This window comes from Lachnospiraceae bacterium JLR.KK002, from assembly GCA_036941025.1.
In the GTDB taxonomy this organism is placed as follows: Bacteria; Bacillota; Clostridia; order Lachnospirales; family Lachnospiraceae; genus Petralouisia.
This window is the reverse complement of record JAYMNP010000001.1, coordinates 2181163-2197652: the sequence shown is the minus strand read 5'-3', so window position 1 is coordinate 2197652 and position 16490 is coordinate 2181163. Positions and strand designations below refer to the sequence as shown.

General features: G+C 47.0%; 13 protein-coding genes and 1 riboswitch. All 13 genes read left to right on the top strand.

Translation table 11 applies throughout. From position 1 onward, the window contains the following. Positions 1-64: 64 nt before the first annotated feature. A complete protein-coding gene (gene polA, locus VSQ32_10615) occupies positions 65-2791 on the top strand; it encodes a DNA polymerase I (GenBank protein MEH2943299.1) in 2727 nt (908 codons plus the stop codon). 68 nt (positions 2792-2859) lie between these two features. Continuing rightward, positions 2860-6009: a dephospho-CoA kinase gene (coaE, locus tag VSQ32_10610; GenBank protein ID MEH2943298.1), complete on the top strand. Its 3150-nt coding sequence runs from the start codon at positions 2860-2862 to the stop codon at positions 6007-6009. Positions 6010-6014: 5 nt separating this feature from the next. Then, positions 6015-6812: an MBL fold metallo-hydrolase gene (locus tag VSQ32_10605; GenBank protein ID MEH2943297.1), complete on the top strand. Its 798-nt coding sequence runs from the start codon at positions 6015-6017 to the stop codon at positions 6810-6812. A gap of 15 nt (positions 6813-6827) precedes the next feature. Next, complete coding sequence (locus VSQ32_10600) at positions 6828-7112, top strand: ACT domain-containing protein (GenBank protein MEH2943296.1); 285 nt, start codon at positions 6828-6830, stop codon at positions 7110-7112. Positions 7113-7123: 11 nt separating this feature from the next. Beyond that, entirely contained in the window at positions 7124-8488 is a 1365-nt protein-coding gene (locus tag VSQ32_10595; protein MEH2943295.1) for a PFL family protein, read from the top strand. 89 nt (positions 8489-8577) lie between these two features. Beyond that, a complete protein-coding gene (locus VSQ32_10590; GenBank protein ID MEH2943294.1) occupies positions 8578-10251 on the top strand; it encodes a hypothetical protein in 1674 nt (557 codons plus the stop codon). A 17-nt stretch (positions 10252-10268) separates the two neighbouring features. Further along, positions 10269-10883, top strand: a complete 615-nt coding sequence (gene hisH / locus VSQ32_10585; GenBank protein ID MEH2943293.1) for an imidazole glycerol phosphate synthase subunit HisH — start codon at positions 10269-10271, stop codon at positions 10881-10883. A gap of 2 nt (positions 10884-10885) precedes the next feature. Further along, complete coding sequence (gene hisF / locus VSQ32_10580) at positions 10886-11647, top strand: imidazole glycerol phosphate synthase subunit HisF (protein MEH2943292.1); 762 nt, start codon at positions 10886-10888, stop codon at positions 11645-11647. A gap of 51 nt (positions 11648-11698) precedes the next feature. After that, positions 11699-12373 carry a uracil-DNA glycosylase gene (gene ung / locus VSQ32_10575; protein ID MEH2943291.1) on the top strand — a complete coding sequence of 225 codons (675 nt, stop codon included), beginning with the start codon at positions 11699-11701 and terminating at the stop codon, positions 12371-12373. Positions 12374-12601: 228 nt separating this feature from the next. After that, a complete protein-coding gene (locus tag VSQ32_10570; GenBank protein MEH2943290.1) occupies positions 12602-13375 on the top strand; it encodes a hypothetical protein in 774 nt (257 codons plus the stop codon). A 298-nt stretch (positions 13376-13673) separates the two neighbouring features. Then, on the top strand, positions 13674-14477 hold the full coding sequence (gene cbiQ / locus VSQ32_10565; protein MEH2943289.1) for a cobalt ECF transporter T component CbiQ: 804 nt from the start codon (positions 13674-13676) through the stop codon (positions 14475-14477). Positions 14478-14532: 55 nt separating this feature from the next. Next, a complete protein-coding gene (locus VSQ32_10560; protein MEH2943288.1) occupies positions 14533-15363 on the top strand; it encodes an ABC transporter ATP-binding protein in 831 nt (276 codons plus the stop codon). Between the two features lie 33 nt (positions 15364-15396). Further along, positions 15397-16044 (top strand): HD domain-containing protein, encoded by a 648-nt coding sequence (locus VSQ32_10555; GenBank protein ID MEH2943287.1) that lies wholly within the window; start codon positions 15397-15399, stop codon positions 16042-16044. 109 nt (positions 16045-16153) lie between these two features. Then, a riboswitch (cobalamin riboswitch) is annotated at positions 16154-16365 on the top strand. Positions 16366-16490 lie beyond the last annotated feature (125 nt).

Below are 16490 nucleotides of genomic sequence, written 5' to 3'. Positions count from 1 at the left end.
CATATGGTGTAGAATAGAGAATGATTATGAATTGAATGCTGGAAAATAAGAGGAATCGGTTTTTATGAGTAAAAAAATAGTTTTAATTGACGGGCACAGTATTCTGAACAGAGCTTTTTTCGGAATTCCCGATCTGACCAACACGGAAGGACTTCACACCAATGCGGTGTATGGATTCCTGAATATCATGTTCCGCATACTGGAAGAAGAAAAGCCGGAATACCTGACGGTGGCCTTTGACGTGCACGCACCTACCTTTCGGCATAAAATGTACGCGGATTATAAGGGGACAAGGAAACCCATGGCAGAAGAACTGCGCCAGCAGGTGCCGGTGATAAAAGAAGTTCTGAAGTCCATGAGAGTTGCCATTGTGGAGCAGGAGGGCTATGAAGCCGATGATATTCTGGGAACCATTGCCACCCGCTGCCAGCAGGAAGGACTGGAAGTGTCCCTGGTATCCGGGGACCGGGATTTGCTGCAGCTTGCCAGTGAGCATATTAAGATTCGTATTCCCAAAACAAAACGTACCGGAACGGAAATCGAGGATTATTACGGGGCGGATGTAAAGGAAAAATATCAGGTAACACCCAAAGAGTTTATTGATGTAAAAGCTCTGATGGGAGATACTGCCGATAATATTCCGGGAGTGCCTGGAATCGGCGAAAAGACAGCTACCGCCATAATAGCAGCTTACGGAAGCATTGAACATGCATATGAGCATGTGGAGGAACTCAGTCCGCCCAGAGCCAGAAAAAACCTGCGGGAGTTTTATGAACAGGCGCAGATGAGCAAAACCCTTGCCACCATTGAGGTAAACGCACCCATTTTCTACAGCCTGGAGGAGGCGGTGCTGGGTGATTTATTCACACCGGAAGCCTATGTGTGGATGAAGAAGCTGGAATTTCAGAATATGCTGAGCCGCTTTCAGGTGGAGGCGCCGACGACTTCGTCAGAACAGTATTTTCAGGAGATAACGGAATTCTCTCAGGCAGAGAAACTGTTTGCGGAAGCCGGGAAAGCAGAGGGCGTGGGGTTTCAGCTCCTGGCAGACCAGGAGGCAGCGACGGAGCAGGAGGGCCAGATTTCCATGGACAGCCTTCTGAGAACTCCAAAAGAGCAGGAAGCGTCCCGGCGTGGGGAACAGATTCTGGGAGCGGCTGTTTCCTTTGGAGAAGAACAGATATTTTTTGTAAAAACAGGGCCGGAGCTGACAGGCGCATGGCTGAGGCAGGCATTGGCTGACTTGCTGAAGCAGACAGGCTGGGCGGCAACCTTTGATTTGAAGCAGCAGCTTCCCTGGATTTCTCCGGGGCAGGAGGAGCGGAAAAAAACGGCTGACCTGCTGCTGGCGGCTTATCTTCTGAATCCTCTGAAAAATGATTATGCCTTTGACCACGTGGCGAAGGAACATCTGGACTGGATGGTGCCTTCCCGGACGGATTTGCTGGGCAAACTGTCTCTGGCTCAGGCAGCCAGGGAAAAGCCGGAAGAACTGTTCCGGTATGGCTGCTTTATGGCTGCAGCAGGATTTCAGGCGGCAAAAGTTCTGTTTCAGAAGCTGGAATCTACCGGTATGGAACAGCTTTTCCGGGAAATTGAGATGCCTCTGGTCTATACGCTGTATGAGATGGAGCAGGAAGGGGTCCGGGTGGACGGAGAAGCCCTGAAAATCTATGGGGAGAATCTTTTCGGCAAAATCACAGAGCTGGAACAGGAAATATATCAGGAAGCCGGAGAAGAATTTAATATCAATTCTCCCAAACAGTTAGGGGTTATTCTGTTTGACAAGCTGAAAATGCCCTATGGAAAGAAAACAAAAACAGGTTATTCCACAGCGGCGGATGTACTGGAGAAGCTGGCGGGGGATTATCCGCTGGTATCGAAGATTCTGGAGTACCGCCAGATGACAAAGCTGAAATCCACATATGCGGAGGGGCTTGTGGGCTGTATCCGAGAAGATGGAAGAATTCATTCCACTTTCCATCAGACCATTACAGCTACGGGCAGAATCAGCAGTACGGAGCCCAATCTGCAGAATATCCCAATCCGGATGGAACTGGGGCGGCAGATTCGGAAGGTATTTATCCCCGGAGAAGGCCGTGTTCTCATTGATGCGGATTATTCCCAGATAGAACTGCGGGTGCTGGCCCACATGTCGGGAGACGAGAATCTTATCGAGGCTTATCGGAAGGCTCAGGATATTCACCGGATTACAGCTTCCCAGGTATTCCATGTGCCCTTTGAGGAAGTGACATCTCTGCAGCGGAGAAATGCCAAGGCTGTGAATTTCGGCATTGTTTACGGAATTAGTTCTTTTGGTCTGAGCCAGGATTTAAGTATTACCAGAAAAGAAGCGGCACAGTATATTGATTCTTATTTTGAGACGTATCCAGGGGTGAAGGAATTTCTGGACAGGCAGGTGAAGGAAGCAAAAGAGCAGGGCTATGTTACCACCATGTTCGGCAGGAGACGTCCGGTGCCGGAACTGTCTTCCGGTAATTTCATGCAGCGGTCCTTCGGAGAACGGGTGGCCATGAATTCACCCATTCAGGGAACCGCGGCAGATATCATTAAGATTGCCATGATTCGTGTCAGTGAAAAGCTGAAAGAACAGGGGCTCCGTTCCCGGCTGATTCTGCAGGTACATGATGAGCTTCTCATCGAAGCCTGGGAGGAGGAGACAGAGCAGGTAAAGGCCATTCTGGAGCAGGAAATGGAAACGGCAGCCGACCTTTCCGTTAAGCTGGAGATTGACATGAAGCAGGGAAAAGACTGGTACGACGCACACTAAAATAACAGATTTGCAGGTGGCGCAGGAGAAACTGCCGCCATCAATCAAAGATAAAGGAGTTTTGTGGTATGCAGGTAATTGGAATTACAGGCGGAGTAGGAGCAGGAAAATCTGCTATCCTGGAATATTTGGAGCAGAATTACAGAGTAAAAAATCTGATTGCGGACAAAATTGCCCGGATGATGATGGAACCGGGAAGCGAATGCTACCGGAAGCTGCTGAAATTTCTTCCGGTGGAAGTGTATAACGAAGATGAGAGTATCAACCGTTCTGCGCTGGCGGCGGCAATCTTTACTTCGGAAGATTTGCGGAAACGTGTGAACGACGTCATGCATCCGGTGGTGAAGGAATACATTCTGAACCAGATTGAAGAACAGAAGCGCATGGGCCTTCTGGACTTTGTGATAATAGAAGCAGCCCTTCTGATTGAAGACAATTACGATGAAATCTGTGATGAACTCTGGTATGTGCGTACTTCGGAGGAAGTCAGGAAAAAACGTCTGATGCGTTCCAGAGGCTACACGGAAGAACAGGTGGAGCAGATGTTCGTAAGCCAGCTTTCTGATGAGGAATACCGGAAGAACTGTCAGGTCATCATTGAAAATAACGGAACCAGAGAAGAGACCTTTTATCAGGTAGCTCAGGCCATTAAGGAAAAAGGAGAGTTAAATAAGATGGAGCAGCAGTTAGACGGAGTTCCACTGGTATTTGGACTGGATATCGGAACCAGAAATGTGGTAGGTACCGTAGGCTATAAAGAAGACGATGATTTTTATGTAGTTGCCCAGTATGTAAAGGAACATGCCACACGTTCCATGCTGGACGGCCAGATTCATGATATTGGCCGGGTAGGGCGTACCATAAATGCTGTAAAAAAAGAACTGGAAGAGCAGAGCCGCCTTTCTTTGAACGAAGTATGTATTGCGGCGGCGGGACGCGTGCTGAAAACCGTTACCACCACAGTGGAATACAGCTTTCCGGAAGAAATTGTGGTGACCGGAGAAGATGTGCATACCCTGGATTTACTGGGAATTGAGAAGGCTCAGCAGATTTTAAATGAAAATAACGATACCAATTTTAAATTCTACTGTGTGGGATATTCCGTGGTAAAATATTACCTGAACGGAGATATTTTTTCCAATCTGGAAGGCCATAAGGCAGAAGTTATCAGTGCGGATATTATTGTAACCTTCCTGCCGGAAGACGTGGTGGACGGTCTGTATTCAGCCGTAGGCCTTGCAGGTCTGAAGGTTGCCAGCCTTACGCTGGAGCCTATCGCCGCCATCAATGTGGCCATTCCGGAAACGTTCCGGATGCTGAATATTGCTCTGGTAGACGTGGGAGCGGGAACCAGCGATATTTCCGTTACCAGGGACGGAAGCATCATTGCCTACGGCATGATACCCTGTGCCGGAGATGAGATTACGGAACTGCTGGTACAGCATTATCTGGTAGACTTTAAGACAGCGGAGCACATCAAGCTCAGCTCCACCACGGAAAAAGAAATTGAATATCAGGATATCATGATGATTAAACATACGGTGACTGCAGAGGAAGTATGGGATCTGATTCAGCCTCTGGTGTATAATCTGACAGAAGATATTGCATCTAAAATCAAAGAACTCAACGGCGGGGAAACCGTAAGCGCCACCTTTGTGGTAGGCGGCGGCGGAAAAGTCCATGGATTCGTGGAGCACCTGGCGGAAGAACTGGAACTGCCTCTGGAGCGCGTGGCGCTGAGAGGGGAAGAAGTGCTGCAGGAAATCCATTTTGAACAGCCGGAAATTAAAAAGGATCCACTGCTGGTAACGCCCATCGGTATCTGTATCAGTTATTATGACCAGAAAAATAATTTTGTATTTGTACGGTTTAACGGGGAACGGATTAAATTATATGACAATAATAAACTGACCATTGTGGACGCCGCTTTGCGGGCGGGCTTCCCCAACGAGCAGCTGTTCCCCCGAAGAGGAAAGGAAATTAATTTCTATGTCAACGGGAAAAAGCGGATTGTCCGCGGGGAGCCCGGAGAGTCCGCGGTAGTCCGTGTCAATGGCAGAGTGACCAGTATCAATGCTACACTGGAGCCCAACAGCGATATTGTAATTGAGCCTTCCACCATGGGAGAGGCGGCAGTCTGCCGTCTGGAAGAACTGGAGGAATACGGAAGAGTAGTCATTACCTTTGAAGTAAACGGAAGGATGATTACCTGTCCCAGATTTGCAGAAGTAAACGGCAGTCTGGAGCCGCCTTATTATGAAATACAGGAAAACGACTGGGTGGAAATGCGCAATTTCTATACAGTAGCCCAGATTATGGAATTTATGGACGTGGAAATTGATATGGACAGCGAAATTCTGGTAAATAATAAGCCGGCAGATCTGGACACGCTGGTTTATGAGAATTTTTCTGTGGAATGGGATGTGATTTCTTATCGGACGCCCCCGTCAGAGATTGAGAATGTGTATAAACGTTCCGAACCGCTGGTAATGGAAGAAGGAGTACTTTCCGAACCGGAAGTTCCGGAACCGGTGATAGCAGAAGACTCTCAGTCTGAGCCGGAGAAAGCGGAAACAGCAGAGGCAAAAGCCCGGCCGGAATCGGTGAAAAGCGAAGCATCTAAAGCAGAATCCCGGCCGGAATCAGTAAAAAGCGAAACGCCCAAAGCAGAACCACAGCCGGAGCCGGTGAAAAGTGAAGCGCCCAAAGCAGAACCACAGCCGGAGCCGGTGAAAAGTGAAGCGCCCAAAGCAGAACCACAGCCGGAGCCGGTGAAAGCGGAAGCGCCTGAAGCAGAATCCCGGCCGGAACCGGTAAAACAGGAAGAATCAGCAATTCAGACGGAGCCTGTAAAGCCGGAGGATTCAGAATTTCAGCCGGAGGAGCGGGAACTGACCCAGGAAGAACTGGAAGAAAAGTTTCTCCAGTCTCAGCAGACGGTGGAAAGTGATATCCGGCCCACTATAATAAAGAAACCGGAAGTGAAGACGGTAAAGGCGAAACCGGAAACGGTTTCCCTGCAGGTAATTGTAAACAATGCGGCAGTTACTCTCACCGGCAAATCGTCCTATGTATTTGTGGATGTATTTGACGCAATATCCTTTGATTTGAACGCAGGAAACGGAAGGGCCATTGTTACCAGACTGAATAATGCAATGCCTTCTTATACCGCTCCTCTCCAGTATGGAGATGTGATTGAAATTTACTGGGAGGATTAGAGAACATGAAACTGTGCAGCATTGCCAGCGGCAGCAGCGGAAACTGCATTTTTGCAGGAACAGATACCACCAGCCTGCTGATTGATACGGGAATCAGCGGGAAGCGGGTGGAGCAGGGACTGAATGAAATCGGACACACAGCAAAGGATGCGGACGGTATTCTGATTACCCATGAGCACTCCGACCATATCAGCGGCCTGGGGGTGATAGCCAGACGGTACGGAATTCCCATTTATACCACAAGGGGAACCTGGGAAGCTATTTTAAAGTGTAAAACCACAGGGCAGATACCGGAAGAACTCTTTCGGGAAATTGAACCGGACCGGGAATTTACTCTGGGAGATATCCGAATAAATCCCGTGTCTATTTCCCATGATGCCGCAATGCCCACTGCATTTATTCTCCGCCATGGGTCAAAATCCATGGCGGTTATGACAGATTTGGGAAGATATGATGACTATATTATAGAAAGGCTGCAGCATCTGGATGTGCTGCTGCTGGAAGCCAATCATGACGTACATATGCTGCAGGTGGGCACTTATCCCTACTATCTGAAGCAGCGGATTCTGGGAGACCGGGGCCATCTGTCCAATGAACTGTCCGGACGGTTGCTGAGCGAGGTGCTTCACGATAATTTTAAAGCAGTGATTCTGGGGCATTTAAGTAAGGAGAATAATTACGAAAAGCTGGCCTATGAGACGGTACGTCTGGAAATAGATCTTGCAGATAATCCCTACCATGCAGGAGATTTTCCTATTTATGTGGCCAGACGCGATATGGTTTCCGATATTATTGAATTTTAAGAACTGGAGGAAAGAATGGAAAAGAAAACAGACAGAACAATTATTACAGTTGTAGGAAAAGATACCGTGGGAATCATTGCCGGGGTATGTACATATCTGGCAGAACATGACATTAATATACTGGATATCAGTCAGACCATAGTACAGGGATTTTTTAATATGATGATGATTGTGGATATGAGTAATGCAACCAATTCCTTTGACCAGTGTGCCGGAGAACTGGAGCAGGTGGGAGAGAACATCGGCGTGTCCATCAAATGTCAGAGGGAAGAAATATTTAATAAAATGCACAGAATTTAAGGAGCGGCACAATGATAAATATCTGGGAAGTAAAAGAAACCAATAAAATGATAGAGCAGGAAAATCTGGACGTCCGCACCATTACTCTGGGTATCAGCCTGCTGGACTGTATGGATTCTGATCTGGAAAAATTAAATGAAAATATTTATAAAAAAATTACCGCAACAGCAGCCGGTCTGGTGGAGACAGGAGAAGAAATCCAGCGGAATTACTGTATTCCCATTGTAAATAAACGGATTTCCGTAACCCCCATTGCACTGGTGGGACAGACAGCCTGCCGGACGCCGGAGGATTTTGTATCTATTGCCAGAACACTGGACAGGGCGGCCAAAACAGTAGGTGTGAATTTTATCGGCGGTTATTCCGCACTGGTGTCAAAAGGAATGACAAAGGGAGATGAGAATCTGATTCGTTCCATTCCGATGGCTCTTGGAGAGACAGAGCGCGTCTGCAGCTCCGTCAATGTAGGCTCCACAAAAACCGGTATTAATATGGATGCAGTGAAGCTCATGGGTGAGATTGTGCTTCAGACAGCAGAATATACGAAGGAAAATGATTCTCTGGGCTGCGCAAAGCTGGTGATTTTCTGCAATGCACCCGACGACAATCCGTTTATGGCAGGGGCATTCCACGGAGTCACGGAAGCAGACGCCATTATTAACGTGGGAGTTTCCGGGCCGGGCGTTGTGAAAAAGGCTCTGGAGCAGGTGCGGAATGAGAATTTTGAGGTGCTCTGCGAAACCATCAAAAAGACAGCCTTTAAAATCACTCGTGTGGGACAGCTTGTGGCTCAGGAAGCCAGCAGAAGAATGGGAATACCCTTTGGAATTATAGATTTATCTCTGGCGCCCACGCCGGCCATCGGTGATTCCGTAGCTGAAATACTGGAAGAAATCGGTCTGGAATATGCCGGTGCGCCAGGTACTACGGCCGCCCTTGCGTTATTGAATGACCAGGTAAAAAAAGGCGGAATTATGGCCTCCTCCTATGTGGGAGGATTAAGCGGGGCATTTATTCCGGTCAGTGAGGACCAGGGAATGATTGACGCGGTGGAAGCCGGAGCGCTGACGCTGGAGAAACTGGAAGCCATGACCTGCGTATGTTCCGTGGGACTTGATATGATAGCCATTCCAGGGGACGTACCCGCCTCTGTAATTTCCGGTGTGATTGCAGATGAAATGGCTATTGGTATGATTAACCAGAAAACCACTGCTGTGCGCCTGATTCCCGTAATCGGAAAAAATGTGGGCGATACGGTGGAGTTTGGCGGACTTCTGGGCCATGCGCCTGTAATGCCTGTCAATAAATTCGGCTGCGAGGCCTTTATCAGCCGCGGCGGCAGAATACCTGCGCCGGTGCACAGTTTTAAGAACTAAAAATAATTTGTATAATGAAAATGATTATGATATAATATTGAAAGATATGATACGCCGTATAAATAATGAAAGCACCGGAGGTGGAATCTTTGAACGAGAGAGAAGATTACCTGGACAGATTATTGCGGGGAGTGGAAGACAGTCCGGAAGATATTCAGGAAACAGAGGAAGATTTTTTAGAAGAATTTAATAATTCCTTTTCAGAAGATGATGAAAATGATTTTCTGATGGAGTTTGAGAAAAGCAGGAATAAACCGGAAGAAGATTTCGCGGAAGACAGAAGTATGGATTTCGATATGGAAGATATCGACCATATTGTGAACAATGTGAAACAGAACACCATGGATGAGCCGGAGGAAATGGATGCCTTTGGAGCTCCTGATGATTTCGGGAACCTGGATACGTTCGGGGATTTTGACACTTTCGGAGGAGAAGATGAGCCGGGAGAAGTGGATACCCTGGGAGAAGGAGATCTGCCCATCGAGGAATCTCTGCAGAATTTTTCAGATGAGGAATCGAACCTGGACGAAATCAGTACGGATTTTGGCGACGGAGAACAGGATTTCATGATTAACACCATGGATGAAGGCAATGACGAATCCTTTGGTATGGAACCGCTGGATGATATGATTCCTGAAATGGAAGAAGATATGGCGGCAGCGCCGGATAATGAAGCTCCAAAGGAGGGTGACATGCCCATGGATGAAATGGAATCCATGGCTATGGAACTGTCCAGAGAAATTGACGGGCTGGGACTGGACGAGATGGAAGAGGGCAGGGAAGCCGGCAAAAAGAACACAGAAGAGCAGGAAAAACTGGACGAAGTTCTGTCGGAAGAGGACGAAGAGCCTGGAAAAGGCAAAAAGAAGAAAAAAGGGAAAAAGGGAGAAAAAGGAGAAAAGGGCGATGAAAAGCCCGGATTCTTTAAACGACTGTCCCTGGCCTTATTTGGCGAAGAGGAAGTGGAAGTAAGCGAAGAGGATAAAATTCCGGAAATCGGAGATATTGAGAATATTTCGGATGAAAATATTGATATTCTGAGGGAACTGGAAAGGAAAAAAGGAAAGCAGGAAGATGACGCCAAAGCCCGGAAGGCTCAGAAGAAAAAAGAAAAGGCAGAGAAGAAAGCACAGAAAAAGAAAGAAAGAGAAGAGAAGAAAGCTCAGAAGGCCCAGGAAAAAGCAGCGAAGCCGAAGAAAGAAAAGAAGCCGAAAGAGCCAAAAACAGTAATAAAAACCAAACCGCTGCCGAAGAAACCGGTATTCCTCATCATGCTGGTGGGCGTTTCGCTGGTAATTCTGATTAATCTGATTACCACCCAGGTAGGTTATACCATAGATGTGGCAAATGCGAAGAAGTATTATGAGCAGGGGGACTATGTGGAAGCATATACCTGTTTTACCCAGGGAGCCAAGGTAAAAGCAGCGGACGAAGAACTGTATAATAAGGCAAAATATACTGCTTATGTACAGCAGCAGTTCCGGAATTATTATATGTACCGGGAACAGAATATGCATCCGGAAGCACTGAACGCGCTGATTTGCGGTCTGGGCAGATATGATAAAAATGTTTCTGATGCGGTCAAGGCCGGAGCCACAGCAGAATACGATAAAATGCTGATGGATCTGGAGAAGCTGTTGTCTGAAAATTACAGTATGACACTGGAACAGGCCAGAACGCTGTATGCAATACATGAAAAGGAAGATTACACTTATGCTTTGTACGATGTGATTGACAGCCTGGGCCTTTCAGAGTCCGAGTAACAGACAGGAGCAGAACGATGACAGCAATTATTGACTATGATGCAGGAAATCTGAAAAGTGTGGAAAAAGCTCTGAAATACCTGGGAGAAGAAAGTATTGTCACCAGGGATTTCAGAGAAATCCTGAAAGCAGATAAAGTGATTCTTCCGGGAGTCGGCGCTTTTGGGGTGGCAATGGAGCAACTGAAGAAATTTGAGCTGGACAAAGTAATACATGAAGTAATTGACAGGCAGACGCCCTTTTTGGGTATCTGCCTGGGTCTGCAGTTACTGTTTGAAGGAAGCGAAGAAAACAGCGGAGTGGAAGGGCTCGGTGTTTTAAAGGGAAAAATTTTAAAGATACCTGACAGGCCCGGACTGAAAATACCCCATATCGGCTGGAACTCCCTTCATCTTCAGAATCAGGGCAGGCTGTTTGAAGGGGTGGCAGAGGGAGCTTTCGTATATTTCGTCCATTCCTTTTATCTGAAAGCGGAACATGAAGAAATCGTAAAAGCTTCCACGGAATACAGTGTGAATATTCATGCATCCGTGGAGCAGGATCGTGTATTTGCCTGCCAGTTTCATCCGGAGAAAAGCAGTTCCGTGGGACTGCAGATTCTGCAGAATTTTACCAGAACAGGGGAGGATTGAACATGTTTACAAAAAGGATTATTCCCTGTCTGGATGTACATAACGGGCGGGTGGTAAAAGGAGTTAATTTCGTGAATCTGAAAGACGCGGGAGATCCGGTGGCGGTTGCGGCGGCCTATGACCAGGCAGGGGCGGACGAAGTGGTGTTTCTGGATATTACCGCGTCTTCCGATGCCAGAAATACGGTAGTGGATATGGTACGCAGAGTGGCGGAGACGGTGTTTATTCCTTTTACGGTAGGCGGAGGTATTCGTACGGTGGAAGATTTTCGTGTGCTGCTGCGGGAAGGAGCGGATAAGATTTCCATCAATTCTTCTGCCATCAATACGCCGAATCTCATTCAGGAAGCAGCGGACAAGTTTGGCAGCCAGTGTGTGGTAGTTGCCATAGATGCCAGAAGAAGGCCGGATGGCAGCGGATGGAATGTATATAAAAACGGCGGCCGGATTGACACGGGACTGGATGCGGTAGCATGGGCAATCCAGGCATGTGAGCTGGGGGCAGGAGAAATTCTCCTGACCAGTATGGACTGCGACGGTACAAAAGCCGGTTATGATCTGGAACTGACGGGAACTATTGCGAATCATGTTTCCGTTCCTGTGATTGCATCCGGCGGCGCAGGTACCAGAGAGCATTTTTATGAGGCGCTGACAGAAGGCGGCGCAGACGCGGCGCTGGCGGCTTCCCTGTTCCACTACAAAGAACTGGAAATTATGGATTTAAAACGATACCTGGCACAGAAAGGCGTGTCGATGAGGATATAGCGGTCCGAATGCGGCCGCTGTCAGTAAAGGAAACAGTGGAGGTTATTTACGATGGGAATGCTGGTAAACGACTGGGTAGAGGCAGTCGGAGAGGAATTTAAGAAGCCTTATTATGCGAAACTCTACAAATTTGTCCGGGAAGAATACAATACAAGGGTTATCTATCCGCCGGCAGACGATATATTCAACGCTCTGCATCTGACGCCTTTAAGCAAGGTGAAAGTATTGATTCTGGGGCAGGATCCCTACCACAACGAAGGGCAGGCCCATGGTCTCTGTTTTTCAGTAAAACCAGGGGTGGAAGCGCCCCCCTCTCTGGAAAATATCTATAAGGAGCTCCATGAGGATCTGGGCTGCCGGATACCCAATAACGGATATCTGGTTAAATGGGCGGAGCAGGGTGTGCTTATGCTGAACACGGTACTTACTGTCCGGGCCCATCAGGCCAACTCCCATCAGGGGCAGGGATGGGAACAGTTTACGGATGCGATTATCCATGCAGTCAATGCACAGGACAGGCCCATTGTGTCCATGCTGTGGGGCAGGCCGGCTCAGAACAAAGGTTCTGTTCTGACGAATCCGAAGCATCTGGTTTTGAAAGCTCCCCATCCCAGCCCTCTGTCGGCATACCGGGGATTTTTCGGCTGCAAACATTTCAGTCAGGCCAATGAATTCCTGCAGGCCAATGGGGTAGAACCGGTGGACTGGCAGATTGAAGATCTCTGAACGGAGATAAAAGTTCGCAACAGTTCAGTCCGCGCCCCTTTTACAAAAGTTTAGTCAGATTTTCAGAAAAATATTGCCAATATCGGTGAAAAATGGTATAATACATACAAGTAAACTGTAAATGGGATTTTTATAACTGTGAGCAGAAAACAGTAATTTCAGACAGTGAGAAAGTTGTAAGCAGGGGAAGAGACAGGGATGTCCGCCCGATTCAAAGGAGTGAGGTTTATGGCATTTTTTGGATTAAATAACGCTAATTCGGTAAACACATTGTTTTCCAGCCTGAATTCAGGCTCATCCGGAATTGGTTCCGGGAATTTTCTGGCTGATTATGCAAGCATTCGCAACGGCGGGTATTATAAGCTGCTGAAAGCATATTACGGGACACATTCCAATCGGCAGGGACCCTCCAGCGTATCACAGACAATGCGTCCATCCACATCCACGTCCGTTTCGAAAGATTCTACGAAGAAACTGACCAAGATAGAGAACAGTGCGGATGATTTGAAGAAGTCAGCAGATGCATTGCTTACCAGAGGAAATAAAAATGTATTCCGGAAGGTAGATGTAAAACAGGCAGACGGCACTGTGAAGAAAGACTATGATGTAAATGCGATTTACGATAAAGTGAAATCCTTTGTGGATGATTACAATGCTCTGATTAATAATGCAGAAGATACCAATACGTCTACCATCGACCGGGCGGTTCGGCAGTTGACTCATCTGACAGACACCAATGAGAAGACTCTGGATAAAATCGGAATCTCCATAGCAGAAGATGATACGCTGCGCCTTGACAAAGAGACATTCATGAAAGCAGATATGGATGTGGTGAAGGGACTTTTTAACGGAAATGGTTCTTATGGCTACTCCGTATCTACAAAGGCTTCCATGGTAGATTATTACGCGCAGAATGAGGCAAGTAAGGCGAATACTTATGGACGCAACGGAGCTTATAATTATAATTATTCTTATGGAAGTAATTATAACAGCTATTTTTAAGAGAACAGAGTTTGATAAGTTGAGAGAACTGTTGCAAAGCAGCAGTTCTCTTTTTCATCTTACAGGAAATACCATGTTACTGTGAAGTGCCAAAGTATATAGATTTCCTATAAGAGAAAACCCTCCGGGCGGGATGCGCAGCTCGCGGAGAGGAAATTTATTGCCAGGCAATCCGTTCGCGCGCAGCAAACTGTCCAGGTCCCTCATGATTGAGGGATTCAGGGAGTTGAAGCGGACCTGTCTGCTTTGTTTTCTTACAGGAAAGACTCAGTTCAACCTGCAATTGGAGGGGCCAGAAATGATATTTCATCGTCACAGACGTCATTCCCACAGCGTGAACAGCATGGATTATTATGCCAGCCAGTCGGGAATACGTCATTGGAATGACAGCTATAAAGTAATATCCGCCTGCAGTATCCTGCTGTTGTGCATTCTGCTGAATCAGCCGGTAATTTCCATTGCAGTGATTCTGACCATGGGATTTATGAATGTAAAGGTAAACGGCGTATCCTTTTACGATTATACAGGATTTCTGAAGATTCCGGTCGCATTTCTGATACTGGGCAGTGCGGCGGTAGCCTGCGGCATATCCAGGTCTCCGGCAGGAGATTACAGGATTTCACTGAACTGGTTTTATCTGTATGTAACAGAAGAGGGGATAAAACAGGCTGCGGAGCTGGTTCTGAAAGCTATGGGAGCGGTAAGCGCCATGTATTTTCTGGCATTGTCAACGCCGGCCCATGAACTGACAGGTGTGTTGAAAAAGGCTCACGTTCCCCGAATAATTGTGGAACTGATGGATATGATTTATCGTTTCATTTTTATTTTAACAGAAGTACAGGGCAGGATGAAGACTGCGGCCATGTCACGGTTGGGGTATACGGATTTTAAGACTTCCTGCTATTCTTTTGGCCAGACAGGCGGAAATCTGTTTTTGCTTTCCCTGAAAAAAGCAAATGCCTGTTATGATGCCATGATATCAAGATGTTACGAAGGGGAACTGCCTTTCTGGGAGGAGGAAAAGCAGCTGAAAATATGGCAGGTGGCATTGCTGGCGGCTTATGAAGGCAGCCTGATTATGTTGCTTTTGATTCTCCGGTAGGAAGGGCCCTTTTACTTTGAAGTATAGAAATTCATGATTTTGTGAGGAGGAAGCTGTGGAATCCAGGGAGACAATTTTACAGGTACGGCATTTATCATATGGATATCATCCCGGAAATCCCGTGTTGAAGGATGTGAACGTTTCTGTTCGAAGAGGAGAAAAAATAGCAGTGATGGGCGCAAACGGAGCCGGAAAATCCACATTTTTTCTGAACCTGAACGGTGTGCTGCAGGCAGAAACCGGAGAAATTTTTTATGAAGGGCAGAAAACAGGGAAAAAAAATCTGAATGAGCTGCGGAAGCATGTGGGATTTGTGTTTCAGGATGCAGACAGTCAGATTATTGCCTCCAGCGTGCAGGCAGAAGTGGCCTTTGGCCCCATGAATCTGAAACTGTCCAGAGAAGAAGTAAGAGAGCGGGTAAATCAGGCGCTGGAGTATATGGATTTGCAGGAGTACAGAACCAGGCCGCCCCATTATTTAAGCGGCGGGGAGAAAAAGCGGGTCAGTATTGCGGATATTATCGCCATGCATTCAGAAGTGATACTGTTTGATGAGCCCACGGCGGCCCTCGATCCGCTCAGTGCAGATATGCTGGAAGAAGTTCTGGAGAAACTGTCCGGGGAGGGTAAAGCATTGCTGGTTTCCACCCATGATGTGGATTTTGCGTACCGCTGGGCAGAGCGGGTACTGGTTTTTGACCAGGGACAGGTGATAGCAGACGGAGAAGCACTGTCCGTATTCCGGGATGAATCTGTTCTGGAGCGGGCGCATCTGAGAAAGCCGGAACTGCTGGAGGTGTATGAAATACTTCTGAAAAAAGGGCTGATACGGGAAAACAGTTATCCCAGACAGGCAAAAGAACTGGCAAAAGCCATGCATTTGTAAAAATATCCATAACATACAGGGAGGGCAGGAGATATGATGAACGAAAAATATATGGAATATCTGGTTTATGTGAAAGAATATCTTACCAGAAATCATGGTATAGATTCACCCAATCCCAGACATCCGTTCCGTTCCCGTTTTCAGCATACCATTCGGGTGCTGCACTGGTGTTTCCGTCTGACGGAAGGTATGGAACATGTGGATAAAGATGCTTTATATACAGCGGCTGTTTTTCATGACATCGGCTACATGAATCAGGATAATAACCGCCATGCCCTGCGGAGCGGAAAAGCATTTCATGAATATGCAGTGTGCCACCATATGGACGAAACATTTCGTGACAGGGTAGAACGTCTGATTTATGCCCATTCCAATAAAGAACTGCTGAAGAAGAAAGATACCAGTCTGGAACTGATTTTGCTGATGGAGGCAGATTTACTGGATGAGGAAGGGGCCATGGGAATTGTGTGGGACTGTATGGCTATGGGAAATATACATGCCACAAGCTATGGAGCCGCATATTATCATATTATGGAGAATTCCAACAAAAAGGAAGTGAATCCTATGGTGACGGAAAAAGCCAGAAAATTCTGGGAGGAAAAAAAGCGGATAGTGGCAGAATTTGCAGATATACTGGCAGAAGATTTAATGATTGGAAGCCCTTATTTTGATGTTCCGTAATTCTGCTTTTACGCATTGTTACCCTGGCCCGGAGGAGAGAAAGAAAAGTTCTGGACATTTTTCTGCTGCCGTGATATGATTATAAAATACTGAGAGATATTCAGTATCAGAAAATATAATTACGGAAGGTGCCTGCAGGATTGCAGGATAATAGGGAAATGAGTGTGAATCTCATACGGTCCCGCCACTGTAAAAGCGGAGTTTTCTTTCGCAGACAGCGTATGGTTCAGATACATTGTCAGATACCACTGGGAAACCGGGAAGGTGAAAGAAAATGCAGAAACTTGAGTCAGAAGACCTGCCTTTTGTAACGGAATGCAAATAGTTACGAGAGATAACTGGTTGCAGATTACCCGTTCCGAAAGATATCCGGGAAAAGGTTTTTCGGAATGGATTATCCAGGTGCGGTTTTCTGTGTGAGAACGGGAAATTGCAGATGATACCGG